At 62.2% G+C, this 24,927-nt stretch carries 15 protein-coding genes, 2 pseudogenes and 1 riboswitch; of the genes and pseudogenes, 7 read left to right on the forward strand and 10 right to left on the reverse strand.

Annotated features, from left to right (window positions below):
* Positions 1-70 precede the first annotated feature (70 nt).
* Positions 71-1,288, reverse strand: a complete 1,218-nt coding sequence (gene metZ, locus C6Y62_RS05070) for an O-succinylhomoserine sulfhydrylase (protein ID WP_173953003.1) — start codon at positions 1,286-1,288, stop codon at positions 71-73.
* A 91-nt stretch (positions 1,289-1,379) separates the two neighbouring features.
* Positions 1,380-1,458: riboswitch (SAM riboswitch) on the reverse strand.
* Between the two features lie 88 nt (positions 1,459-1,546).
* Between metZ and C6Y62_RS05075 the strand changes: the two genes are divergently transcribed.
* Together C6Y62_RS05075 and olsB are read left to right on the forward strand one after the other, a co-directional pair.
* Entirely contained in the window at positions 1,547-2,614 is a 1,068-nt protein-coding gene (locus tag C6Y62_RS05075) for a 2'-deoxycytidine 5'-triphosphate deaminase (RefSeq protein ID WP_173953004.1), read from the forward strand.
* Positions 2,615-3,032: 418 nt separating this feature from the next.
* Positions 3,033-4,001, forward strand: a complete 969-nt coding sequence (gene olsB, locus C6Y62_RS05080) for a l-ornithine N(alpha)-acyltransferase (protein ID WP_173953005.1) — start codon at positions 3,033-3,035, stop codon at positions 3,999-4,001.
* A 55-nt stretch (positions 4,002-4,056) separates the two neighbouring features.
* Here the strand turns inward: olsB and C6Y62_RS05085 are convergent, their stop codons facing one another.
* On the reverse strand, positions 4,057-5,961 hold the full coding sequence (locus C6Y62_RS05085; RefSeq protein ID WP_173953006.1) for a putative bifunctional diguanylate cyclase/phosphodiesterase: 1,905 nt from the start codon (positions 5,959-5,961) through the stop codon (positions 4,057-4,059).
* 136 nt (positions 5,962-6,097) lie between these two features.
* Positions 6,098-7,081, reverse strand: a complete 984-nt coding sequence (locus tag C6Y62_RS05090) for a response regulator (protein ID WP_173953007.1) — start codon at positions 7,079-7,081, stop codon at positions 6,098-6,100.
* A 94-nt stretch (positions 7,082-7,175) separates the two neighbouring features.
* Between C6Y62_RS05090 and C6Y62_RS05095 the strand changes: the two genes are divergently transcribed.
* Positions 7,176-8,555 carry a sensor histidine kinase gene (locus tag C6Y62_RS05095; RefSeq protein ID WP_210257972.1) on the forward strand — a complete coding sequence of 460 codons (1,380 nt, stop codon included), beginning with the start codon at positions 7,176-7,178 and terminating at the stop codon, positions 8,553-8,555.
* A gap of 41 nt (positions 8,556-8,596) precedes the next feature.
* Here the strand turns inward: C6Y62_RS05095 and C6Y62_RS05100 are convergent, their stop codons facing one another.
* Positions 8,597-10,885, reverse strand: coding sequence for an NADP-dependent malic enzyme (locus C6Y62_RS05100; protein ID WP_173953009.1), 2,289 nt, complete (start codon positions 10,883-10,885; stop codon positions 8,597-8,599).
* A gap of 260 nt (positions 10,886-11,145) precedes the next feature.
* Here C6Y62_RS05100 and mutS point away from each other — a divergent pair, with 260 nt between their 5' ends.
* Both mutS and C6Y62_RS05110 read left to right on the forward strand, forming a co-directional pair.
* Positions 11,146-14,103: a DNA mismatch repair protein MutS gene (mutS, locus tag C6Y62_RS05105; protein ID WP_420844139.1), complete on the forward strand. Its 2,958-nt coding sequence runs from the start codon at positions 11,146-11,148 to the stop codon at positions 14,101-14,103.
* An 87-nt stretch (positions 14,104-14,190) separates the two neighbouring features.
* Positions 14,191-16,962, forward strand: a complete 2,772-nt coding sequence (locus tag C6Y62_RS05110; protein ID WP_173953010.1) for a [protein-PII] uridylyltransferase — start codon at positions 14,191-14,193, stop codon at positions 16,960-16,962.
* 182 nt (positions 16,963-17,144) lie between these two features.
* Here C6Y62_RS05110 and C6Y62_RS05115 read toward each other — a convergent pair.
* Positions 17,145-18,166, reverse strand: a pseudogene (locus C6Y62_RS05115) (IS30 family transposase).
* Positions 18,167-18,589: 423 nt separating this feature from the next.
* On the opposite strand from C6Y62_RS05115, the gene C6Y62_RS05120 reads away from it, so the two are divergent.
* The gene (locus tag C6Y62_RS05120; protein ID WP_068464319.1) at positions 18,590-18,940 is read left to right on the forward strand and encodes a DUF1491 family protein; all 351 of its coding nucleotides are present in this window, start codon (positions 18,590-18,592) and stop codon (positions 18,938-18,940) included.
* An 867-nt stretch (positions 18,941-19,807) separates the two neighbouring features.
* On the opposite strand, the gene C6Y62_RS05125 is transcribed toward C6Y62_RS05120, so the two are convergent.
* From C6Y62_RS05125 to C6Y62_RS05140, 4 genes are all read right to left on the reverse strand, one after another.
* Positions 19,808-20,392 (reverse strand): hypothetical protein, encoded by a 585-nt coding sequence (locus C6Y62_RS05125; RefSeq protein ID WP_157066739.1) that lies wholly within the window; start codon positions 20,390-20,392, stop codon positions 19,808-19,810.
* Positions 20,383-21,051, reverse strand: a complete 669-nt coding sequence (locus C6Y62_RS05130) for a DUF1214 domain-containing protein (RefSeq protein WP_173953011.1) — start codon at positions 21,049-21,051, stop codon at positions 20,383-20,385. The genes C6Y62_RS05125 and C6Y62_RS05130 overlap by 10 nt, the downstream gene beginning before the upstream one ends.
* Positions 21,023-23,302: a transglycosylase domain-containing protein gene (locus C6Y62_RS05135; RefSeq protein ID WP_068462297.1), complete on the reverse strand. Its 2,280-nt coding sequence runs from the start codon at positions 23,300-23,302 to the stop codon at positions 21,023-21,025. Before C6Y62_RS05135 ends, C6Y62_RS05130 begins: the two co-directional genes overlap by 29 nt.
* A gap of 264 nt (positions 23,303-23,566) precedes the next feature.
* The gene (locus C6Y62_RS05140) at positions 23,567-23,773 is read right to left on the reverse strand and encodes a hypothetical protein (protein ID WP_173953012.1); all 207 of its coding nucleotides are present in this window, start codon (positions 23,771-23,773) and stop codon (positions 23,567-23,569) included.
* Positions 23,774-24,147: 374 nt separating this feature from the next.
* Here C6Y62_RS05140 and C6Y62_RS05145 point away from each other — a divergent pair, with 374 nt between their 5' ends.
* Entirely contained in the window at positions 24,148-24,663 is a 516-nt protein-coding gene (locus C6Y62_RS05145) for a hypothetical protein (RefSeq protein WP_173953013.1), read from the forward strand.
* Between the two features lie 136 nt (positions 24,664-24,799).
* Here the strand turns inward: C6Y62_RS05145 and C6Y62_RS05150 are convergent.
* Positions 24,800-24,927 (reverse strand): annotated as a pseudogene (locus C6Y62_RS05150) (hypothetical protein); the annotation flags it as partial.

The following is a 24,927-nucleotide window of genomic DNA, read 5'->3' on the forward strand; positions in this document are numbered from 1 at the left end:
GCGGCAATTGCTCCTGGTAATTCAGCCTTGAAATGAGGCGCAGGCCGTATGGCGTGTTGCGGCGCTGGTCTTATGCAGCTTTGCGCGCGGCGGCAAGTCCGGCATCCAGATCGGCGGCCAGATCCTCGAATGCTTCAAGGCCGATCGAAAGCCGCATCAGGCCATCGCCGATGCCAAGCTCCGCCCGTGCCTCCGGTCCAATGCGGAAGTGCGTTGTGGTGGCCGGATGCGTGATCAGCGATTTGGCATCGCCCAGATTGTTGGAAATCTTGATCAGGCCAAGTGCGTTCTGCAGCGCGAACGCAGCCGCCTTGCCGCCTTCCACCTCAAACGCGATCATCTGTCCGCCGCCGCTCATCTGGCGTTTGGCGATTTCCGCCTGCGGATGGTCATCGCGACCGCAATAAAGCACGCTCTTCACGCCCGGCTGCTTGGCCAGATGATCGGCGATGCGTCCAGCCGTCTGCACCTGCGCGTTGACGCGAAGCGCCATCGTCTCCATGCCCTTCAGCATCACCCAGGCATTGAAGGGGCTCATCGTCGGTCCGGTCTGGCGCAGATATTCCTGCAGGCCGCCAGCCATATAGTCGGAGCTACACAGCACCGCGCCGCCAAGGCAACGCCCCTGCCCGTCGATGTGCTTCGTTGCCGAATACACGACGACATCGGCGCCGAGCGCCATCGGCCGCTGCAGCATGGGCGTGGCGAACACGTTATCTACCACCACGATCGCGCCGATGCTGTGGGCGATCTCCGACACAGCGGCGATGTCCACCAGCTCCAGCGTCGGGTTTGACGGCGTCTCGAAGAAGAACAGCTTCGTGTTTGGCTGGATGGCCTTTTTCCAGGCGTTGAGGTCGCGGCCGTCCACCAGCGTGCAGCCGATGCCGTAGCGCGGCGCCAGCGTATCGACGATATAGCGGCAGGCACCGAACAGCGCGCGCGCCGAAACGATGTGATCGCCGGCCTTGAGACACGACAGCACGGCGGCATTCACCGCAGCCATGCCGCTAGCGGTGGCGCGTGCTTCCTCGGCGCCTTCCAGCAAGCGGATGCGCTCTTCGAACATGGCGACGGTAGGATTACCGAAGCGGCTATACTGGAAGCCGGGATCTTCGTTCTTGAAGCGCGCTTCAGCCTGCTCGGCGTTGGCGTAGACGAAGCCCTGCGTCAGGAACATCGCCTCGGAGGTTTCACCGAATTCGGAACGCAGCGTGCCGCCGTGCACCAGCCGCGTCTGCGGCGCCCAGTTGGCCGGGTCTGCTGTCGGTTTCTTCTCGCTCGCCATGCGCATATCCTCCAGGGCTGTCCAGCCCGGCATGAAAAAACCCGGCCAGCTCAAAGCGCTGCTCGCAAAAGACGGCCGCGCTCAATGCTCCGGGAGAATGCGCACGGCCCTTTTAGCGAGTTGTTTTACGTGGCTGCAAGCCGGCCGGCCAAATGACCACGAATTTCGTGGCAGGCACTTAGCGCCCGCCTGAGCTTGGCGTCAAGGCCCGCTTGCTTTAGAGACAGGCCATGTATCAGGTGTGGGGGCTTGAGTGAAATGGCGGGGGCCGAAAACGTGTCGGGCAACGGAGCAGGCGGCGCAGCGGCGCGCGATGGCATTCTGCCGTCCCAGGCCATACGCGCGCTGATCGAATCCGGCGCGGTCAAGCTGGCTGAACCGCAGCTCGATAATCAGCTGCAGCCTGCCAGCCTCGACCTGCGGCTGGGCGATGTCGCCTATCGCGTGCGTGCCAGCTTCCTGCCCGGCGCCAGCGAGAAGGTGCAAAGCAAGCTCGACGATCTGCAACTCCACACCATCAATCTTGCGCAGGGCGCGGTGCTGGAAACCGGCTGCGTCTATGTGGTGCCGCTGCTGGAAAGCCTGGCGTTGCCCGCAGACCTGTGCGCCGCCACCAACCCGAAAAGCTCAACCGGTCGCCTCGACGTTTTCACCCGCGTGATCGCTGATGGCGTTTCCGCGTTCGACCAGATCCCGGCCGGATACACCGGGCCGCTTTACGCCGAAATCTGTCCGCAGACGTTCCCGATCGTGGTGCGCAAAGGCTCGCGCCTGTCGCAGATCCGCTTCCGTGCCGGTGGCGCCGATGCCAAACCGGTGCAGGATATCGCGCTGTCCGTCGATCTCACCGGCGACGATAAGGGCCTTATCGGTTATCGCGCCAAGCGCCACACCGGCCTTGTCGATGTCGACGCTGTTGGCGCCCGCGCCATGCTCGATTACTGGGAGCCGATCCATGTCCGCGAAAGCAAGCGGCTGATCCTCGATCCCGATCAGTTCTATATTCTCGCCTCCAAGGAAGCGGTGCACGTGCCGCCGGATCAGGCTGCTGAAATGGTGCCGTTCAATCCGCTGGTGGGCGAATTCCGCGTGCACTACGCGGGCTTTTTCGACCCCGGCTTCGGCCACGCCGAGGCGGGTGGCGCTGGCTCGCGCGCGGTGCTGGAGGTGCGCTCGCACAAGGTGCCGTTCATTCTGGAGCACGGTCAGACCATCGGCCGCCTGATCTACGAACAGCTCACCGAAACACCGGAACGGCTCTACGGCAGCGACCTCGCCTCACATTATCAGGCGCAGGGGCTGAAGCTGTCGAAGCACTTCCGATAAACCCGCACCGGCGGCTTACTTCATCCCAACCACTCACCGGCGGCCGGCTGCTCGAAGAGCAGTCGCCGGTGCAAAAGGCAGGGAGTCGCCGGTGCGAAAGAAATAGCTCGGCCAAGCGCGCTGCCATTCTAAAGAATGCGGGTCCCATTAGCGACTTTCGCGATTGCCGTCCGTTCCGCTATGTCACGGCAAATGCGCAGCAATTCTGGGTTGGGCCGCCATAGCTGCTCTTTTGTCACGGGCAAGCGCACCGTTAGCGTCGTAAGAAAGCCTAAAGTCTGTCATGGAAGCGTGATAGCCACCTGTCGCCATTGGGAAAAATCCATAATGGACTGGTGTGGGGGAAGCCGCGCTTGGCACTTCAAGGCATGCGGCGCGCATCCTATGATGGGGTGTGATTTGAGCGGAGATACCGAGCATGAAGGATACGGCGCGGCGGATGGCCAGCCGGCTGGCACGCAGCCCCCGACTGCAAGCGGTCCCCGGTGGTCTTCTCGCTCTGCATACGCTGAACGGCGCCAGCGCTACGCCGTTCCGCCTGCGCAAGCAGGACACGGTCTACGGCAAGATCGGTAATCTTGAGGTCAAGCTCACGCGGCGCTGGCGCGACATCAAGCTGGCGCAGCGCCTCCGCTACAGCGTCTTCTATGAGGAGATGTCCGCCATCCCAACCAAGCGGGCCGAGATGACGCGTCGGGATCAGGATCCCTACGATGCCGTCTGCGATCATCTGCTGGTGGTTGATGGCAACATGCCGATCGCCAATGAGGCATGGGGCAGTGTTCGCCGTCAGAAGGTCGTCGGCACCTACCGCGTGCTGCGTCAGGAGGTGGCGGAGCGCACGCTGGGTTTCTACACGCAAAGCGAATACGACATCGCTCCGCTGATTGCCTCCCGGCCGCACTACCGCTTTATGGAGCTTGGCCGTTCGTGCGTGCTGGAGCCCTATCGCAACAAGCGCACAGTTGAACTGCTCTGGCATGGCCTGTGGACGTATGTGCGCGAGCACAAAGTCGATGTGATGATCGGCTGCGCAAGCCTGCCGGGCACCGATCCCGACCAGCACGCCATGGCGCTCAGCTTCCTGCATCAGAACGCGCTGGCCCCGCCTGAGTGGCGCTGCGCAGCGCATCCGCATCTGCATGTTCCCATGAACCGGCTGCCTGCCGATCAGATTGACGCCAAGGCCGCGCTGAAGGCGCTGCCGCCGCTCATCAAGGGTTATCTGCGCCTGGGTGCATTCGTCGGCGATGGCGCCGTTGTTGACCGTCAGTTCGGCACAACGGACGTGCTGATCATTCTTCCGGTTGAGAAGATTGATCCGCGTTATTTCGAACATTTCGGGGCGCCGACCGAAGTCAAAAGCAGGGTGTCAGTGGACGCCTGACGAACTTTCCTGCTGTGCTGTCGGAAAACGGCGTCGCCCATTTTCCGGCAGTGCACTAGGCATAAATGTTCGGGATGTGCTGGGTATCCGTAGGCGCGGTTGCAGCCGAAAACCGCTGTGCGCACAGTCTCAATGCGCGTTCCACGCCGCTGGCACGTACGGCCGGGCTGAAGTAAAAGCCCTGCGCCTCGCTATAGCCTGCATCGCGCACCGTCGTGAGGCACGCGGCTGTCTCCACGCCCTCGGCCACAGAATGCATTTCCAGTTCGCGGGCGAGGTCGGCGACGGACTTCACAATGGTCACGCAGTCGCGGTGCTGAGGAATGTCACGCACGAAGCTGCGGTCCAACTTGATTTTGCGAAATGGAAAGCTGTGCAGGTAGCTCAGCGTTGCAAAGCACGATCCGAAGTCGTCGAGCGAGATCATCACGCCCAAATCGTGCAGCTTGCGTAATACTTCCTGTGTGCGCGCACGGTCGCGCATCAAGACGGATTCAGTAATTTCAAGCTGCAGGCGCGCGGGCGGCAGGCCCGTCTGCGCCAGCACATCGGTGACAGTTTCGTATATGTCGCCGCACTCAATCTGCACCGCTGAAAGATTGACCGCCACCTTCGTCGAGGCAGGCCAATCCAATGCGTCGGAGCACGCCTGCTCAAGAGCCCATTTCCCCATGCTTACGATCAGCTTGGTTTCTTCCGCGATCGGAATGAAATCGGCAGGGGCAATCATGCCGCGACTTGGGTGCTTCCAGCGCATCAATGCCTCGCAGCACGATACCTCGCCCTTCTGCAGATCAACGATAGGCTGATAGTGCAGCACGAGTTCTGACCGCTCGACGGCGTGTTCAAGCTCCGCGCGCAGCGGGCTAAGAACGGATGCGGGCGTTCCCATGGTCTGCTGGCAAAATACGGCATGCAGGCCGCGGCCGCGCGACTTTGCTTGATAAAGTGCAAGATCGGCGCTGGCGAGAAGCTGCTCGGGCGTCTGCCCATGCGTCGGTGCAAGAGCAATGCCTATGCTGACATCGGTGAACAGCGAATGTCCGGCAACCTCATGCGGCAACCGGATGCGGTCAAGTACGCGCCGCGCGAGCGCTTCGGCCAGTTCGGGTCGGTCTGCGCCGCATTGCAGGATCGCGAATTCGTCGCCGCCAAGCCGTCCGACGATATCGCCAGCTCGCAGGCAGCTGCGAAGACGATCGGCCACGCTCTTCAGGAGCCCGTCACCGACGAGATGCCCAAGCTGATCATTCACATCCTTGAAGTGGTCGAGATCAAGCCAGAGCAGCGCGAAGCCCTTTCGGGTGTCGTAGGTGGCGAACTGTTTTGTCAGATGCTCGCGAAAATGAAACCGGTTCGGAATCTCCGTCAGCGTGTCGTGGCGTGCTAGCCATTCGATCTTCTCGTCGGAGCGGCGTTGAGCGGTGATGTCCTCCTGCATATCCACCCAGCCGCCACCGGCAAGCGGGCGGTAGCTGACACGGATGACACGCCCGTCGGCAAGTCGCTGGACCTCTTCGACGTGTCCTTCAATTTGCAGGCGCGCGATATGATCCTGGATCCACTCCGCAGCACCTTTGCCGGATGTGTCGGCGCCGGCTGTTTGCTTGAGGTGATAGCGCAGGATTTCAATGAAGGGCGTACCGGGTGCAGTAAGCTCGGGCGGCAGCATGTAAACATCGGCGTACGCCTTGTTGCACACAAGAAGTCGCTGCTCGCTGTCAAACATGGATAGCCCGCGCCCCATATGATCGATGGCGGCTTCCATGGATGAGTTCAGCCGTTCGAGCTCGCTATTGCGTTTCGACAGGTCGGCGAGCTGGGCATCAAAATTTTTCCGCAGTCGCGTGATTTGACGTGGCTCTGTGTCCGAACGATCGGTGTGCAGTCGTTTGGCTGCAGTATCGACGGCTTTGCGGCGGGAAATGCTTGCCACGGCGCGAAATCCTGTAATGAACAATCTACTCTGCTGTACATCAGAGATAGTCTCTACATTGCTAATTGCCCTTCAAAGTTTAAGGTTTTCATCGTCGGTTAGGAAAGATGTATGCGGAGGTAATATTATTGATTGGTAACGATTGGCGCAGGTTGTGCGCTCACGCAATTTTACGCATGTCATCCAGTATGCGCGCGCTGCCAACTGGTATCAGGCTGTGCATCCAGTGATTGTTGCCGTACAGATCGTCCGCCGGCCATGTGTGTGCTTGCCATCGTGAATAATAGTCGGCCCTGTAACGACCATCCGGCGTTGGAAACCACGACTGTGATTTGCCGCTCGATAGCTGATTGATCAGCTCGTCCGGTGCGCCGCGTGCGTCTGCAGCAGCAATTTGCGCGTCGAGTTCGCTGCGATCTGAAATCAGCATGAATGTTTCGTTGCCAGCATCGTCGCGCATGACGACGCCCGGCGGCGTTGTTGAAAGGCAGTATTCTGCCATGCCGAGATGATCGACCGTGCTCTGGATCAAATTCCGCGCGGCTGGATCGCTGAACCATGTCGTGCCGCAAAGCTCAAGCGCGTTTGAAATCGGGCGCGATACGTCGTCAAAATATAGCCGTTGCAATCTCTGGATAGCGCTACGCAGCGCCTGAGTGGCGTTCTGGTCCTGCTTCTGCAAGAAGTAGTCGATAAGCCCGTCATTAAAGGCGTCTACCGCAACTTCCAGCCCCGCCTTTCCGGACAGCAGTATTTTCTTAACCGGCAGATCGCGGATGGCTCGGCAGAACTCCAGACCATCCATCTCCGGCATGTCGTAGTCAACGATGGCTACCGATACGCGCAGGTGCCGGCCAGGATCGTCGATGATCGAACGCAAGCCGGAAACATCGGCACACAGCAATGCGTCGGATGGATTGCGCATGGCTGCGCGCAGACCCGCAGATGGCAGCGCGACGAGATCATACATGCGCGAATAGCAAGGATGTTGTCCCGCCTGGTTAATCAAATGCTCTAGCGCTGCGTCAGTACGGGAAAAAGTTTGACACGAGACATCGTCACAGAACTGAAAGACAAGACTTTCCAAAAACAGCGGATCATCATCGAGAGCTAAAATAGACGTTGGGTGAAAAAACGGCGTCATGGCTCGGGTGTCCAGACTGGATGAAGCACTTTCCGTAAGATGTTCGTACTATGCTTTCGTATCGGATCTGGTACATCCTCGGCTAAAAATTTAGATGCTTCAATTATCTGCACGTTTGTCGCTAATGCCGTTGGCCGGTGCAGCCGCAGTGCGCCGTTCAATAGCTGCTGCCGAGCGTCACGCTGGCTCCTCCGTGCGCGCGATGCTGCATAGCTTTGGCTGTAACTATTTGCGCACTGAGCGAAGCATTCAATTTGCCGCCGTCTTTGGGGTGGTGGCGTTTGCAGTCGGTTACTTCCTGTATTCATCCATGACGCCGCTGTCTCAGAAATATGCCGGCGTCTGGTTTGCGATGGGCTGGGGTCTGAGCGTCATGATTGCAGCGAAAAACCATTGGCCGATCGATATGCGGCGGCATGTAGTGGCAATGTCCTATGCGGCACTGCTTTATTGTCTGCCATTCTTCACCACGCTCATGCTGCTGATGAATGCCGACAGCGCCGTGTGGGCTGTCGTGTCGGTGGCCAGCCTCATTGTTGCCGTGCAGCTTTATGACGTTCCCAATGGCATCGCTGCGGTTGTCATTGGTGTGCTGGCGGCGATGGGTGTGTTTCTTGTCGTAACGGAAGGTGCGCCGCTGCCGGCGTCATGGCTCCAGATGCTGCCGGTGTATGGCGCCGTGCTCGCCGCTGCGTTTGCACTTCGGCACGTGCAGGCGTCGGAGGCCATCGAGCGCGAGACTGAGGCTGCGGCGCTTGCAGATCAGGTCGCGCATGAGTGCCGAACGCCGCTGGCAGGTATCCGTCTTGAGGCCGATGGATGCGAGTGGTTGCTGAACCGGCTGCCGGAATCGGCGGCGCGTCAAAAAATTATCGGTTCGATCCGGCGCATGCAGCAGCATGTGACATCGGCCAACTCGGTCATCGACCTCATGCTCGGCAACGCCGGCGATGCGCAGACGGACGCTGATGCGGGTGATCTTCAGCGCATGTCGTCCATCGTGCTCACCGCTGTTGAGCGCTACAGTTTCCGGCCGGATGAACGCGGCATCGTTCGGATGGAGCTTGAAGAAGATTTCAGCTTCAAGGGGTCGGACCTGTTGATGACGCACGTGCTGTTCAATCTGATGCAGAACGGCTTGCGCGCCATTCGCGAGCGCGCGCTCGAAGGTGAAGATGAGCGTGCGCCAGCACCAAATCTTACCATCGCTCTCAAGCGCGGCGAGCATCGCAACAGCATTATCGTGTCAGACACCGGGCTAGGCATCCCGCCGCAAATCATCGACAGCGTGTTCGCGCCCTATGTGACGACGCAGCGGATTGGTATCGGAGCAGGTCTTGGGCTGTCGTTCTGCCGTATGATCGTTGAAGGTATCGGCGGCACCATCACATGCAGCTCGCGCGCCAACGGTGGCACGCGTTTCATCATCGACTTGCCGGTGATGAACCATGCGGCGCAATCGGGCGAAGCCTGAGAAGCATCGCCCGATCTCTGCGCGGAGCAGGTCTTTGCGGGTCAGCCTTTGCGGCCCGCGTCATGCGCTGCGATGGCGGCCATGTTGACGATGTCATAGTCCTTGGCGCCAAACTCGCAGATCTGCACCGGACGGGACAATCCAACAAGTATGGGCCCGATCACCGTTGCGCCGCCCAGCTCCTTCAACATGTTGGTCGAGATCGACGCGGCGTGAAACGCTGGCATCACCAGCACATTGGCGGTGTCTGACAAGCGGCAGAACGGATAATGCCGCATCAGCTCGCGGTTAAGCGCGACATCGGCAGCCATGTCGCCATCGAATTCGAAATCGACCTGCCGCTCTGCGAGAATTGCAACGGCTTCGCGCACCTGATCGGAGCGTTCGCCTTTCGGCTGACCAAAAGTCGAGTAAGCGAGAAACGCAACGCGCGGTTCCATGCCAAAGCTGCGGGCTGAACGCGCAGCCTCGGTTGCGATGTTGGCAAGCTGCACCGCGTCCGGCATGTCGTGCACGCTGGTGTCGGCAATCAGCACGGCGCGGCCACGCAGCAGCGCCATCGATGCGCCGATCAGGTGATGGCCGGGTTCTTCATCCAGCACCCGCGTGATGTCGTCAAAGGCGTTGGTCCAGTTGCGCGTCACGCCGGTCACCAGTGCGTCCGCCATCCCGTGCGCCACCATCAGCGCGCCAAACACGTTGCGTTCGTTGGTGGCAAGGCGCTGGCAGTCACGCTTCAGGTAGCCGCGCCGCTGCAGGCGCGCGTAGAGATAGTTGGTGAACTCGTCCACGTGTGCGCCTTTGCGCGTGTCGTAGATCTCGAATTCCGGCCGCAGTGGAATGCCCAGCTCCTTGAAGCGCCGACGCACCACACTTTCGGTGCCGATCAGGATCGGTACACCGAAGCCCTCAGTGAAATACGTATGCGCGGCGCGGATCACCGCGGCTTCTTCACCTTCGGCAAACACAACCCGCTTGGGGTTCGCGCGCACCGCGGCGTAGGTCGATTGCAGCCATCCGGCCAGCGGGTCGAGGCGCCCGCGCAACTGCGCTGCGTAAGCATCCATATCGACGATAGGTCGCCGGGCCACGCCGGAATCCATCGCCGCCTTGGCAACAGCAGTGGCGACGGTAACGATCAGGCGCGGATCAAACGGCGCCGGAATGATGTACTCCGGACCAAAGCTCGGCTGGCGGCCCGCATAGGCTGCTGCAACCTGATCGGGTACTTCTGTGCGTGCCAGCGCCGCCAGTGCTTCGGCCGCTGCAATCTTCATTGCCTCGTTGATGGTTGAGGCCTGCACGTCCAGCGCGCCACGGAAGATAAACGGAAAGCCCAGCACGTTGTTGATCTGGTTCGGATAGTCGGAGCGGCCCGTCGCCACGATCGCATCGCTGCGTACCGCAGCCACTTCCTCCGGCGTGATCTCCGGGTCGGGGTTGGCCATCGCGAAGATGATCGGCTTTTCCGCCATCGATCGCACCATGTCAGCGGTAACGGCGCCCTTGGCCGACAGCCCGAACAGCACGTCCGCGCCTTCCAGTGCTTCGGCCAGCGTGCGCGCCTTGGTGTCCGCCGCGTAGGCCGACTTCCACTGGTTCATGCCTTCCGTGCGGCCCTGATAGACGACGCCCTTGGTGTCGCACAGGATCACGTTGCTCTTGGGGATGCCCATAGCAACGGCAAGCTCAAGGCAGGCGATGCCGGCCGCGCCCGCGCCGTTGACCACCAGCTTGCAGTCCCTCAACTCTCGCCCAGTCAAGGCCGCAGCATTGATCAGTCCGGCTGCGCAGATGATGGCGGTGCCGTGCTGGTCATCGTGGAACACCGGAATGTTCATCAGCTCTTTCAGGCGCTGCTCGATGATGAAGCAGTCCGGCGCCTTGATGTCCTCAAGGTTGATGCCGCCGAACGAGGGGCCAAGGAACCGCACCGAGTTGATGAACTCCTCGGTGTCCTGGGTGTCGACCAGCAGGTCGATGGCGTCGATGTCGGCGAAGCGCTTGAACAGCGCACCCTTGCCCTCCATCACCGGCTTGGAGGCCAGTGCCCCCAGATTGCCGAGACCCAGAATTGCCGTCCCGTTCGAAACCACGGCAACCAGGTTGCCCTTGTTGGTGTAGTCATAGGCCGCGTGCGGGTTCTCGGCGATGGCGTGCACCGGCGCCGCAACGCCGGGCGAATAGGCCAGCGACAGATCCCGCTGCGTCGCCAGCGGCTTTGTCGGTGTTATCTCCAGTTTTCCCGGCTTTCCCTGCGCGTGGAACTGTAGCGCTTCCTGATCGGTGAAATGAACGGCTTCGGCTTTCGGATTACGGGAAGAGCTCATTGGAGAAACTGTGCGTCCTTTGGGGATATTCTGTTGAAAAGCACCGCAGCATAGGCGTGCGGATGCGCATAAACAATCAAGCCATTGGCTATAGTAGGCACGCAGGTTGTGACGAAGCGTAAAGCCGCATCGCTTTGCATGTGAAAGAAACGCCTGATTTCATTGCGCCCGGCCGCTTGGGCGGGTACGGCGAACCGTCTGAGGGCGGTGGAGATCTCCGCCTAAAGACGTATGGCGATGGATGTGGGGGATGGCCGCCAATGGCCGGTAAAGAAGCACAGGCGAAGCAGCGAACCGGCGCGTATGTGGCAGCCCCCGCCACTGACGACAATTCCGGCTTCGCCGAGGATCAGGCGGGCATCGGTGCCGTCCCTGAGGCAGCCGCCGGTGATGCCGGTGATGCTGCTTCCGCAGGGGCGACCGGCTCCGCTGCAACCGGACAACCGCTCACCACGCCGTCAGCCATTGCCGACGCATCGCCCTCGATGGCGCAGTTCCTGGAGATCAAGGCTGCGCATCCCGATTGCCTGCTCTGGTATCGCATGGGCGATTTCTACGAGCTGTTTTTCGAGGACGCCGCCATCGCCGCGGCGTGTCTGGGCATCGTGCTCACCAAGCGCGGCAAGCATGCGGGGCAGGACATCCCGATGTGCGGCGTGCCCGTACACCGCGCCGACGAATATCTGCAGCGGCTCATCCGCGCCGGCCATCGCGTCGCCGTGGCGGAGCAACTCGAAGACCCGGCTGAGGCGCGCAAGCGCGGCTCCAAGTCGGTCGTGCGCCGCGATGTCGTGCGGCTGGTCACGCCGGGCACGATCACGGAAGAAGCGCTGCTCGACGCCAAGGTCCGCAACTATCTCACGGCGCTGTTCCGGCCCCCGGTGCAGGCAGTGGCCGGCAGCGGCAGCGCTGGCTCCTTCGCGCTTGCCTCCGTCGACATCTCAACCGGCGAGATGGAGGTTGGCGAAATCGCCGCCGCCGATCTGCCGGGCGAGCTTGCACGTCTTGCCCCCGGCGAAGTCATCACGTCCGATGGCGTGCTCGCCGATGCCGATGTGCGCGGCTGGATCGTCCGTCTCGGCGCGGCCGCAACGCCGGTTCCCAACGCCTATTTCGACAGCCTCGGTGGTGAAGCGAGCCTCAAGAAGCACCTCAAGGTGGCGGAGCTGGGCGGTTTCGGCAACTTCACCCGTGCTGAGCTTGCCGCGCTCGGCGCCATCCTGAAATACATCGAGCTGACGCAGATGGGGCAGCAGCCCGCGCTGCGTCCGCCGAAGCGCTCCGGTTCCGATGCCATCCTGCTCATCGATGCCGCCAGTCGTGCCAGTTTGGAGCTGGTGCGTTCCGCGTCGGGCGACCGACAGGGCAGTCTGCTGTCGGCCATCGACCGCACTGTTACCGGCAGCGGCGCGCGCGAACTCGCCGCCCGTCTCGCCAGCCCGCTGCGCGATGTTGCACGCATCAATGCGCGGCTCGATGCGGTCGGCTATCTCATCGGTCAGGAAAACCTGCGCGCGGATCTGCGTGCTGCGCTCAACGCCGCGCCCGATATCGCCCGTGCTACTTCACGGCTTAGCTTCGGCCGAGGTTCACCGCGTGATCTCGCTGCTGTGCGCGACGGACTGGCCTGTGCCGCCCGCTGTGCCGATCTGCTTGAGAATGAAGCATCTGGCATCGGGCTGCCGGAAGAGTTGCAGCGCATCGCGAGCGAGCAGCGCGCGGTGACGCCCGATCTCAGCGCCATGCTCACCGATGCGCTGGTTGAAGATCCGCCGCACCTGAAGCGCGATGGCGGTTTCGTGCGGGCCGGTTATCGCACCGAGCTCGACGATGTGCGCCGCCTGAAGGAAGACGGCCGCGGTGTCATCGCCGGTCTGGAAGCGAAATACGTCGAGCAGACAGGCGTTAAATCGCTCAAGGTGCGCCATAACAACATCCTCGGCTATTTCATTGAGGTCACGCAGGGCAACGCCAAACCGCTGCTTGAAGAACCGCTCGCGTCCGAATTCCGCCATCGCCAGACGATGGCCAGCGCTGTCCGCTTTACAACCGTTGAGCTGAGCGAAATCGAAGGCCGCATAGCGTCGGCCAGCGAGCGGGCGCTCAGCCTTGAACAGGAAATATTTGCTGATCTGGCGCGCGCCATCGAGGCCAGCGTCGATGGTCTTGGCCGCATCGCGGCAGCGCTCGCCGAGCTGGACGCCACGGCGGCCTTGGCGGAACTGGCGCGCGAGGAAGATTATGTCCGCCCGGTCGTCGATAATAGTCGCGTGTTCGACATTCGCGGCGGACGCCATCCCGTGGTCGAGCAGGCGCTGCGGTCTGCCAAGGCGGGCACGTTCATTGAAAACGACTGCGTGCTGTCGGCCAGCGCATCAATGTCGGAAGACGATACAACACAGCTTGCGCACGCCTCCGCCACAACCGAGCACGACGGCAACATCTGGCTCGTCACCGGTCCCAACATGGCCGGTAAGTCCACTTTCCTGCGCCAGAACGCGCTCATCGCCGTGCTGGCGCAAATGGGCGCTTACGTTCCGGCCCGCTCCGCCACCATCGGAGCGCTGGATCGCCTGTTCAGCCGGGTCGGCGCGTCGGACGATCTGGCGCGTGGCCGCTCCACTTTCATGGTCGAGATGGTCGAAACAGCGGCGATACTTAATCAGGCAAGTGATCGATCTTTAGTCATTCTGGATGAGATCGGGCGCGGCACGGCCACCTTCGATGGCCTGTCGATCGCGTGGGCAACGGTCGAATATCTGCACGATGTGCTGCGCGCACGCGCGCTTTTCGCCACCCATTACCACGAGCTTACCGATCTTGCGCGCCGTCTCCCGGGCGTCGTCAATGTCACCATCGACGTGCGCGAATGGCAGGACGACATCGTCTTTCTGCACAAAGTTAAGTCAGGCGCGGCCGACCGCTCCTATGGTATTCAGGTCGCCAAGCTCGCCGGCCTGCCGGCGGGTGTCGTCGGCCGCGCGAGAGAAGTTCTGGCGCTGCTGGAAAAGTCGGAACGCGGGAAAAGTTCGCGCAATGGCGGTCTGGATGATCTGCCGCTGTTTGCAGCAAGCCAGCCCGCGGCGCCGCCACCTCAGCCCGCCGGTCCCACTGCGTTGGAGCTGGCGCTTGATGCCATGCAGCCCGATGAGTTGACACCGCGCGCGGCGCTGGATGCAATCTATCGGCTCAAGATGCTGCGAGCGGAGCGTTCCTAGAGCGCTTCCGGACGAAGTGAGAAGTTAAGCAAGCGGGGCGCAAGTTAGCGCCGCTTGAATTTGAGAAGGGTCGCTGGCGAAACGCGTATGGATACTGCCAACGAACACACACCAGCGCCCTATTTCGATCCGGCGGCAATGCGCGCCGAGCTTGCTGCCATTTTGCGTGAACACGGCGGCGTCGCCGACAAGGCGCGGGGCGCCGTGCTCGAACGGCTGAAGCGCCTCGTTGCGGATGCCCGCGCCCAGGCACGGGCGCAGCTTGAGGTTGATCATCGCGGCCGTCAGTGCGCCGAGGGTCTGTCGCACTTTCAGGATGAGCTGATCCGCCTGCTCTACGACTACACCGTCGACAATATCTACCGGGCCACCAACCCTTCCGACGCGGAGCGGATGGCGATTGTTGCCACCGGCGGTTACGGGCGCGGTCTGCTGGCGCCGGGGTCGGACATCGATCTGCTGTTCCTGCTGCCCTACAAGAAAACGGCGTGGGCCGAGAGCGTTGCCGAATACATCCTCTATGTGCTGTGGGATCTGGGCTTCAAGGTCGGTCATGCCACGCGCACCATCGATCAGTGCATCAAGCTCAGCTCCGACATCACCATCCGCACGGCGCTGCTGGATGCGCGCCTGATTTACGGCGACGGTCAGCTTTTTGGCGAGTTCGAGGATCGCTTCCACACTGAGGTTGTTGCGGGCACGGCGCGCGCCTTCATCGACGCGAAGATGGCCGAGCACGATGCGCGCCATCGCGTGGCGGGCGAAAGCCGCTACAAGGTCGAGCCCAACGTCAAGGACGGCAAAGGCGGCCTGCGCGATCTTCATACGCTGCATTGGCTGTCGAAATACATTTACGGCCAGGGCGTTGGCGCGATGACCGTTGCGGCCGGAATTTTTCGCCCCTCGGAAGTGGCGACCTATCGGCGTTGCGAAGATTTCCTATGGACCGTGCGTTGCTTCATGCATTTCGGATCGGGCCGTTCCGAAGAGATGCTGACGTTCGACGTGCAGCCATGGATGGCGCAGCAGCTCGGCTATAACGATCGCGGCGGCCTGCGCGGCGTTGAACGCTTCATGAAGCATTATTTTCTGGTCGCGAAGGATGTGGGCGATCTCACCACCATCCTGTGTTCAGCGCTGGAAATGCAGCAGCTTAAGGGCACGCCGGCAATTGGCAGCTATTTCCGCCCATCCAGCTGGAAGCAGCGTCGTCAATTGCGCACGCGCACAGATTTCCGGGTTGAGAACGATCGCCTCAACGTATCGGATGCCGATGTGTTCAGGCGCGATCCGGTAAATCTCGTGCGCTTCTTTTCTGCGGCGCATCTGTCGAATTCGTTTCTGCATCCCGATGCCATTCGCCTGTTGCGGCAATCGAGATTGCTGATCGACGACAACCTGCGCAACGATCCGGAAGCCAATCGCATCTTTCTCGAACTGCTGAGCGGCCATGAAAATCCGGAGATGTCGCTGCGGCGCATGAATGAAGCGGGTGTACTCGGGCGTTTCGTGCCGGAGTTCGGCCGCGTTGTCGGCATGACGCAGTTCAACATGTATCACAGCTATACGGTTGACGAGCATTTGCTACGCACCGTTGGCATGCTCGCTGACATCGAGCGCGGTGGTGCTGTCGATGAGTTGCCGCTTGCAACCAAGATCATCAGCTCAATCAAGAATCGGCGCGCGCTTTATGTTGCAGCCTTTCTGCACGACATCGGCAAGGGACGCGTTGAGGATCATTCCATCGTCGGCGCGCGCGTTGCGCGCAAGCTGGGTCCGCGCTTTGGTCTCACGGCAGCCGAAACCGAAACTGTCGCGTGGTTGATCGAGCAGCATCTCACCATGAGCAACATCGCGCACAGCCGCGATCTGTCCGATCCAAAAACCATCCGCGACTTTGCCGATGTGGTGCAGAGCCCGGAGCGCCTGAAGCTGCTGTTGCTGCTCACCGTCGCGGATATCCGCGCTGTTGGTCCGGGCGTTTGGAACGGCTGGAAAGGGCAGCTTCTGCGCACCCTCTATCACGAGACCGAGCCGCTTGTGGCCGGAGGTCATACGCAGATCAAGCGCAGCGAGCGTGTGGCCGAGGCGCAGGACGCGTTGCGGCGCGAGCTGACCGACTGGACGCCGGAGGAGATCGACCGTTACATCGATCAGCATTATCCCGACTATTGGCTGCGCACCGATGCTGAGCATCGCATCGAGCATGCGCGCCTGTTGCGCAAGGCGGAGCAGCAGGGCCTGGCCGTCGCCACCGATACGCACACAGACGCGTTCACCGCCATCACCGAGCTGACGATTGTCGCTCCCAATCATCCGCGCTTGCTGGCGCTGCTTGCGGGCGCCTGCGCAGCCACCGGCGCGAATATTGCCGGCGCGCACATCATGACCACGCGCGATGGCCGTGCGCTCGATACCTTCGTTCTCAATCGCGCTTTTGAAACCGACGAGGACGAGTTGCGCCGGGGCCAGCGCATCGGCGCTCTCATTGAGCGATTGTTGCGCGGCGATGCGTGGCTCGACACACTTCTGGCCGAGCGAGCCGCGCCGCCACGGCGCGTGCTGGCCTTCACCGTCGAGCCGGATGTCATCATCAACAACGCGTTGTCGGATAATTACACCGTGATCGAGGTCGCGGGGCGCGACCGTCCCGGCCTGCTGTATGAGCTGACGAGCACGCTGTCGGATCTGCTGCTCGACATCACCTCCGCGCACGTCACCACGTTCGGTGAAAAGGCCGTCGACGTCTTCTATGTCACCGATCTAACCGGTAAGAAGATCGAGCGCGAGGCGCGGCAGGATGCCATCCGCGAGCGGCTTATCGCGGTGCTCGACCGCGACGCCAGCGACAGCAAATAGCTTTTTTGTGGCGCTCGGCGACTCCCCATTGGGGAGCCGGCTTTTAAGTGACGCTGGCGACTGCGCTCCGCACAGCCGGCCATGGTTGTTTGTTGCGCTGGCGACTCTCCTCCGGAGAGCCGGCCGCCGAGCGTATAATGGCTTGTGCAGAAACGGCCCGCCTCCGCACGGCGTCATCCCGACTACGGTCGGGAGGTGGTCTCACGGTTGAAGTGCAACGTGTTGAGGTTTTCCCAGAAAACCTCGGCAGGTGTTTTGAAGTCGAGGCATCGTCTGGGGTGGCGTTGTAGTTTGCAACGATGCTGGCCAGCTGTCGCGCTGATATCGCACCCAGATCCGACTTGCGCGGCAGCGCCCGCCGCAGGCGCAGGATGGCATTTTCAACGCCTCCCTTCTGCCATGGGCTGTGCGTGTCGCAGAAGAAGGTCTCGACGCCGAGTTCATCGGTCAGCCTGTAGTGCTGCGCGAACTCGGTGCCATTGTCGAAGGTCATGGTGCGCCTCAGTTCTGCCGGCAGCGGCGCGATAAGACGGCCGATGGCGTCTGCCACGACGGGCGCGGCTTTGGTGGTCTGGCGCGCGGCGAGGAGGATGCGCGAAGTGCGCTCATGCACCACGAGCACGGCCTCATTGCGCTTGGTGAAGCACATCAGATCGGCCTCCCAGTGGCCTTTGTTGCGGCGGTCGCTAACCTCGGGTGGCCGATCGTCAATCGATACTCTGCGCTTGAACGATCGCAGTGGGCTGACGCCGCCGCGCATGAGCCTGCCGCGCCGGTTTTTGCGATTGGGCAGCAGGCGATGCAAGTAATCCTTCTGCGCAACACGGTGATAGATGAAGCGATAAATTGACTCATGGCTGATGCGCATGGAAACGTCGGTGCGCGCCAGCCGGCCGGCGATCTGCTCGGGCGACCATCCCATCGCAAGGAGTTGCCTGACGTGCTCTCTGAGCTCCGGCTGGCGCGCCATCTTGAAGCGGCAATCCCACCGTCGCCGTCGCTCGGCCAACGCCTGCGCACGTTCGGGCGCATAGCCGCCGGGCCAGACTTTTGTTCTCACGGCATTGCGCCTCAGCTCACGCGAGATGGTGGCAGGGCTGCGCCCAAGGTGAAGGGCAATGCGGCGCAGAGATATTCCGCCTGCGCGCAGGCGGAATATCTCACAGCGCTCCGCCAAGCGGAGCTGATTGTATCGGGTTCCCATCGCAGCGACCGATTATGGCCGTTGCACTTGATTCGTGAATCCCTGGGATCCACGTCAGTTGCCGCGGAGCCGGCCGCCGGTGCATTTTAGTTAGCACAGGCGACTGCGCTCCGCGCAGCTGGCCGCCAGCACTGATTGGTGCGCGCTGAACTCGCTCGCCTCGATCCAGCGCGTCTTACCAGCGTAGGGAAGAGTGGGGCTTGTGCCGCCTTTGCTTGCGCTCGCCCTCTTCTGCGACCGCGCGGGGTATGGGCGGCTGGCGTAGATCGAGGTTGTCGGGCCGACACGGTCTGAGGGGGTGAACTGCCCGCGAAGCGTCGCTGGCGTTGGCCGGCCAGCCAATAGGATTTCAGCCGAGCGGTGCTGGCGCGCGTGTGTTTGGCGCGGTAGTGCATTCAGCCTGAAACTGGAGCATCAAATCCCATGCGATTGCGCGCCGACATCTGGGTGAGCGCCTACATCCGCCGTTGCGCCGCCGCCGGAGCGTGGGCCGCCGTGGTGCGCCATGGCGACGACGATGCCGGAGCGATCTTCATTCGCATCGACCGGCTGGATGGAACCTGCCAGCTGTTCGGACCTGCTCCGGCCGGCATGGATGGTGCGGAATGGGATCGGCGCTGGATCTGCCATCTGCCGGCAGGAAGTGCCTACGACAAGGCCGATGAATTCATCGCCCGCGAGCAGCGGTTTGATTCCGATCTTTGGGTCGTGGAAGTCGAGGATCGTCAAGGGCGACATTTCCTCGACGACAGCATCGTCACAGCGTCAGACTAAGTGCACGCCGAGGTTTACCTTTTGGTAACGGATGCCGTCGCCAAATTGTACACTGTGATTCGTATCGCTTTGCTGGAATGTTCTTGACGCCCAACCCGAATCAAAAATCAGCCATGTTACGGGGGAAAGCACATGGCACAGATACTTCCATTCAGTGCCCCGGAAGCTCGCAGTACTGATCCATCCCACCGCAGTGGCGGTTGCGAGACAGGGGAAGTGATTATTTTTCCGGGCGTTCGATATGAGCGCTGGAATGAATTGCACGATGAGCAAACATCACGGCGCGGCCGCCAGAATGAGCGCGACGTGCTGGATCTGGCAGAGTAGCCAGCATTGGTTTGCAAGACGGCGTTGCGGGCGCGAACTGAACCCGCAGACGGGCTGTTGGCCGCGAAGCCCTTTCCAGTGCGCGTCAGCGAGTGCGCACTGGCGCATGTTCATATTTGCCCATGTTTTATTTGATCGCGTCGTCAGCTGCCTCAAGGTGCAGCGTGCTGCGGGTCTGTACAACCATGCAGCGGCGGCCGGCGCCCCGAAGGGGTGTCGCCGGTGCGAAAGCGGAAGCTGGCGTGGATCCCGACCTGCGTCGGGATGACGGCGTACGGAGGCGGCCCGATTCTGCACAAGCCATTACACGCTCGGCGGCCGGCTCCCCGAAGGGGAGTCGCCGAGCGCAACAAACAACCACGGCCGGCTGTGCGGAGCGCAGTCGCCAGTACCGACTTAAAATGCGCTCGGCGGCCGGCGCCGCAAGGCGGAGTCGCCAGCGCAAAAGAAAGAAAACTTCTTCTTCCCGGCGCAGGTTTTCCTGTGCGCCCGGCGGCCGGCTCCCCGAAGGGGAGTCGCCGAGCGCCAGTAATAAAGAGCCTAGAACGGACGGGCGACGCACTTGGCGTCCCGCAGCAGTGCCTCGATGTGCGGCGTGTAAGCGAAGCCCTTGTCGGGTGCGCGCATAACGACGATGCCGCGGCTGGCGGAGAGCGGCGTCGGCGGCTGGATGTTGCGTGCGATGCCGCGCGCCTCCGGCGTGACACCCAGAAATGCATCTTCAGATGGAACAAGCACGAGGGTGATCGGTGTCGGCCGGCTCGGCACCGAAGCCGCTGCGTAAATGTTATCACCGGCAGGCGTCACGACGCTGAGGCTCCAGCCCTGATCGGCTGGAAGGGTCGCGGAAACGTCGATCGGACCGCCGCGCGCATCGAAGCTGCACATGGCGTAGCGCGCATCCGGTGACATGAAGGGCAGCGGTTCAGACCCCGGCGCCGCGACGCTGAGCACCTGCATGCGGTTGACCGGCAGCGCCGGCGCAAGGCGATTGTAAGCCGAAGCCGCCGTGAGATAGGGCGCCGCCATCGTCGCGCAGATGTGCAGGATGCCCGCTGCTACCGGCACCGCGAGAATGAACAGCCAGTTGGCATTGCGGATCGCGTTGAAAAGCTTCATCGGCATTGCACGCGCCTTATCGCCGGTAGCGCCTTGGGCTCATCATCGGTGCGCTCCAGCATGGACGCGCCGGCATCGAACACGGTGTATTGCAACGCCAGCCGTCCCGCGCCGCCGGTGGGCAGCCAGTTGCCCGGACTTGCTTCGCGGCCAAGCGCAATGGCGAATTTTCCATCGGGCCTGATGGCGGCGGTCTGGCGCGTGTAGGTGTGGCGGTCGGCAGCGTTGGCAATCAGATCGCCGCGATCGTTGAAGACAGTGACGCTCCACCAGCCATCGTCGATGTCGCGTCCCTCGACGCTGTACTCGCACGACGAGTGCAGACGCTCGCCGGTATCGTCGGTGAAGGCGGTGTAGGTGAGGGCGATGTCGGAGCTGAGCGGCAGGGTGCCGAAGCGTGCGAAGTGCGCGCGGGTGTAAGGGTCGCCATCGGAGCGGCCGGCCGATGTCCATGCAACCCACGGCCCGTGGCGCTCGGTGGTCAATCCGGTGCCGATGTCGATCATGTACCAGCTGGTGCCGAGGCCAAGGATCAGCACGGCGCCGATGAAGGCGGCCCAATCGCCGAGGATGCCGACGACAATGCCGACGCGCTTCTGCAGGCGGTTGAGGACGACGGAGAGCGGCGCGCGGGCGCTATGGGACAGCACGGAGCGATGTTCCATGGTTGGCTGCCGGGTTGGCGTTGATGGCGGCATCGGCGCGCCGTCCTGGCGGTGCGGATGGCGAGGCGGGAGTGGCAGGCGCAGCCCCGGAGCGCGTGCTGCCGGTGCTGTTTTCCGGCTGCGGTGAAGCTGCGGGCTCCTCTATGCCGCCGGCCTTGCGCAGGGCCTGAGCAACGTTGCGCAATGCGTCACGCGTTTTATCCGACATAAGGCTGGAGCCCTTGCGCTGCTCCTGCGGCGCCACGCCAGCGGGATGCATTGCGGCGATGCGCTGCTGCTCGGCAACCTGTACCGGATGGGGCTGCAAGCCGGGAATAGTCGGAATGTTCATGTCGCGATGGATGACCGACATGAAGGACTGGAACACTGGCGCTGCATACTGGCCGCCGGTGGTGCCGTTGACCATCGCGCGGTTGTCGTCCTTGCCGAGCCAGACGCTGGCGACATATTTGCCGGTGAAGCCGACGAACCAGACATCCTTCGGACCGCTGGAGGTGCCGGTCTTGCCGACGACGTGGGTGAAGTCGAGCTTGGCGCGCTGGGCGGTGCCGGTTTCGACGACCTTGTGCATCATCCAGTTCATGCCCTCGGCAACCTTGCGGTCGACGATCTGGGGAGCTTCCGGTTCGTCGCGGTCACGGCTGTAGACCAGATCGCCGCGCGAGGAGACGATATCGAGAATGGCGTAAGGCTTGGCCTGCTTGCCGCCGTTGGCGAAGGTGGCGAAGCCGCCGGCATGTTGCAGCGGGCTGATGCCATAGTCACCCAGAGCCATCGAGCAGGTTTTACGGATGCCAGTGACGCCCAGGCGCTCGGTGAGCTCGATGACCTTGTCGCGGCCGACGGCGAATGACAGTTCAGCGGCGACGGTGTTGAGCGATTTGGCGAGTGCCATCCAGAGCGGCATGCGCCCGCCGCTGCCGTGGCTGCCGCCATAGTTCTGCGGATGCCAGTTGCCGCACCGGCGCGAGGCATCGCGCACGCTGGTTGTGGGGGTGTAGCCGTTTTCGAGCGCGGCGGCGTAAACATAGACCTTGAACGATGAACCGGGCTGACGGCGCGCGCTGGTGGCACGGTTGAACTGGCTTTCGCCGTAGTCCGGGCCGCCGGTGATGGCGCGCACGGCGCCGTCGGTTTCAAGCAGGGCGATGGCGCCGCTGGTTACACGGTTGCCGCGGTATTTGCGCAGCGCTGCCGTGAGCGCGTCATCGGTGGCCTTCTGGATGTTGAGGTCGACGGTGGTGCGGGCGGTGAGAACGTATTGCCCCGTTCCGGCAGCGATGCGCTGTACCTCTTCGAAGGCCCAGTCGAGGAACCAGTCCGGACTGGAGGTGTTGCGGTTCTCAACGATGTTGGCGGGATGTGTACGGGCCCAGTGCACCTGGCCGGCGGTGTAAAAACCGGCTTCAACAAGGTTGTCGAGCACGATGCTGGTGCGCGCGCGCGAGGCGGGCAGATTGACGTGTGGGGCGTATTTCGTCGGCGCCTTGAACAGACCGGCAAGCATTGCCGCCTCGGCCATGTTGATCTGGCGCACCGACTTGGCGAAATAGAACTGCGATGCCGCTTCAGCACCGAATGCGCCGCCGCCCATGTAAGCGCGGTCGAAATAGAACTTCAGGATTTCGCGCTTGGTGAAGCGGCTTTCGAGCAGCAGTGCGAGGAAGGCTTCCTTGATCTTGCGCTGCATGGAGCGCTCGGACGACAGGAAGAGATTCTTGGCGACCTGCTGGGTGATGGACGAGCCACCCTGCACGACGTCGTTGGCCTGCAGGTTGGTGACGAGCGCGCGCAGGGTGCCGAGGACGTCGATGCCCCAGTGCTCGAAGAAGCGGCGGTCTTCGGTGGCGAGCGTGGCCTTGATCAGTGGGTCGGGGATTTCGTCGAGCGGCACGGCGTCGTTGTGGAGGATGCCGCGCTTGCCGATTTCGTTGCCGTTCTGGTCGAGGAACTTCACCGCATACTGGCCGGTGAGGAATTTGCCCTCGTTGAATTCATGGAAGGCGGGGATCGCCAGCGCGAACATGACGACGAAGCCGCCGGCGCCGAGGGTTAGGCCCTCGGATGCTGCTTCGTTGAGGAGGCGCTTCCAGCCGCGCAGGCGAAAGCGGTCGAAAAAGCTGGAGCCGGCATTCCAGGTGTCGCGAAACCACGACCATGCGGCCGCGAGGCCGGAATCGAGGCGAGAATCGAGCGCGAGCCAATCGATGGTCCGCTCGCGACGTCCGCGTTTGAAGAACCAATCCTGCACGTCGGTCCCTGCCCCCGTAGAGGTTCCGGGGCTTCCCGGAGCAGCAATTTGATTAGAATCCCGAATGCTTATAGCCGTTCGAGGGCGGTGCTGTTAAGGCGCGTTTGAACCTGGACAGGGGGATGAAGCGCAGAATTGTGGTGTATTTTTGCCACTAAGATTGCAGCGTGGCCGGGTAGCAGCCGCACCCGGATCGCAGACGGCGGCATCAACGGGGCTAGCGCCGCGACGAGCGTCAGGGTGAGCGGCCATTAAAAGCGGCAGCTAGCGACGGCGGCGGAGCAGCGGCAAGGCTGAGATGAGCGCGAACACCGCGGCGGCCGGTCCGATGATGAATGCAGCGCTGGTGGCCGCCTCGACCTGGGCGTCGTGGGCGTTGGACGTGGTGGCGAGCACCAGGAAGTAGCCGCCGACGGCGCCGACGAGATAGCCGACGATGAGCGCTATCAGCCCGGTCATAAATGTTTTCACGCGTGCCCCTTCATTGGCCCGATCAATCGGCGACCTGATCGCCGCGATCTCAATACACAAAGTACGGCTATCTGCGGGCGTAATGAGCTGCACAATCGGGCGCCGAACGGAAGGCGGCTTCTGACCGATAGTAAGCGCGGATGCCGCTGGCACAGCGGATGATGACGGCGCGTAGCGGCTGCAAGCGGCAGCCGGTTGCAAACGGCGCTTAACCGATAGCACGCGAAACGGCGAAGTTATCCTCAGCGTGACGGTGCTGCGGTATGCTTCAGATATAACGCGACAGATGCGCCGGCGGCCAATGCCCCGGCGTTTTTTGTTTGGCCGATGGAAGATTGATCCGATGGCAAAGCAAGGATGGCAGCCGCTCCGACATGCGCAAACCGAAATTCGATCCGCAGACGCTTCTCCTCATCCAGCGCGACTACGAGGAGGGCAAGCTGGGCCTCGAAGATATCGGATTGCGATATGGATGTTCGGGGGCGCTGATCTGCAAGTATGCACGGCAACATGAGTGGCGTCGGCGTCGACAGACAACCGAAGCGCAAAAGCGAGCCATGGCGGCACCAAAGCCGCGCAAGCCCGCAACCAAGATCATCGCGCAACGGCTGTGCAAAGTGATCAATAGAAAGCTCGATCAGATGGAGAAGGACATGGCAAGCGGTGCGTTGAGTTCCGCCGATCTGGAGCGCGATGCCAAAACGGTCGCGTCGATGATCGGCGGCATGCAGAAGGTGGTTCAGGTTCCTGGCGAAGACAAGGTGATGAAGCCCGATGATGCAAACGCCGGAGCCGGAAACGCCCATGAGGTGGAACGACTTCAGCGCGAGATTATCGAGCGCTTTGAGCAAATCGAGCGCCGCCGGGCGTCTGAAAGAGGATCTGGCTGAGTTAGCGGGCACACTGAGCGCGGCGCACCTGGAGCTGATCCTCGGCCATTGGCCGCTGTGGGCGCGATCCGATCAGTTGCCGCCGTCAGCGACGCAGGGCGGTGACGACTGGCGGGTGTGGCTTATTCTCGGGGGGCATGTCGACGCCCATCTCGTCGAGGCAGTCGGCGACCTCCAGCTTTTCCTCGAACGTCATCGTGGCGCCGGGGCACTGCTCGCCATCGCGCAGCGTCGTGTCAAAAATGATGACGCGGTCGCCTTCGG

The organism is Hyphomicrobium sulfonivorans (genome assembly GCF_013306565.1).
GTDB lineage: Bacteria > Pseudomonadota > Alphaproteobacteria > Rhizobiales > Hyphomicrobiaceae > Hyphomicrobium_A > Hyphomicrobium_A sulfonivorans.

Coding starts and splice junctions, on each gene's coding strand:
- metZ (WP_173953003.1), bottom strand. CDS start 1,288: ATGGCGAGCGAGAAGAAACCGACAGCAGACCCGGCCAACTGGGCGCCG.
- C6Y62_RS05075 (WP_173953004.1), top strand. CDS start 1,547: ATGGCGGGGGCCGAAAACGTGTCGGGCAACGGAGCAGGCGGCGCAGCG.
- olsB (WP_173953005.1), top strand. CDS start 3,033: ATGAAGGATACGGCGCGGCGGATGGCCAGCCGGCTGGCACGCAGCCCC.
- C6Y62_RS05090 (WP_173953007.1), bottom strand. CDS start 7,081: ATGACGCCGTTTTTTCACCCAACGTCTATTTTAGCTCTCGATGATGAT.
- C6Y62_RS05095 (WP_210257972.1), top strand. CDS start 7,176: ATGCTTCAATTATCTGCACGTTTGTCGCTAATGCCGTTGGCCGGTGCA.
- C6Y62_RS05100 (WP_173953009.1), bottom strand. CDS start 10,885: ATGAGCTCTTCCCGTAATCCGAAAGCCGAAGCCGTTCATTTCACCGAT.
- mutS (WP_420844139.1), top strand. CDS start 11,146: ATGGCCGGTAAAGAAGCACAGGCGAAGCAGCGAACCGGCGCGTATGTG.
- C6Y62_RS05110 (WP_173953010.1), top strand. CDS start 14,191: ATGGATACTGCCAACGAACACACACCAGCGCCCTATTTCGATCCGGCG.
- C6Y62_RS05120 (WP_068464319.1), top strand. CDS start 18,590: ATGCGATTGCGCGCCGACATCTGGGTGAGCGCCTACATCCGCCGTTGC.
- C6Y62_RS05125 (WP_157066739.1), bottom strand. CDS start 20,392: ATGCCGATGAAGCTTTTCAACGCGATCCGCAATGCCAACTGGCTGTTC.
- C6Y62_RS05130 (WP_173953011.1), bottom strand. CDS start 21,051: ATGGAACATCGCTCCGTGCTGTCCCATAGCGCCCGCGCGCCGCTCTCC.
- C6Y62_RS05145 (WP_173953013.1), top strand. CDS start 24,148: ATGCGCAAACCGAAATTCGATCCGCAGACGCTTCTCCTCATCCAGCGC.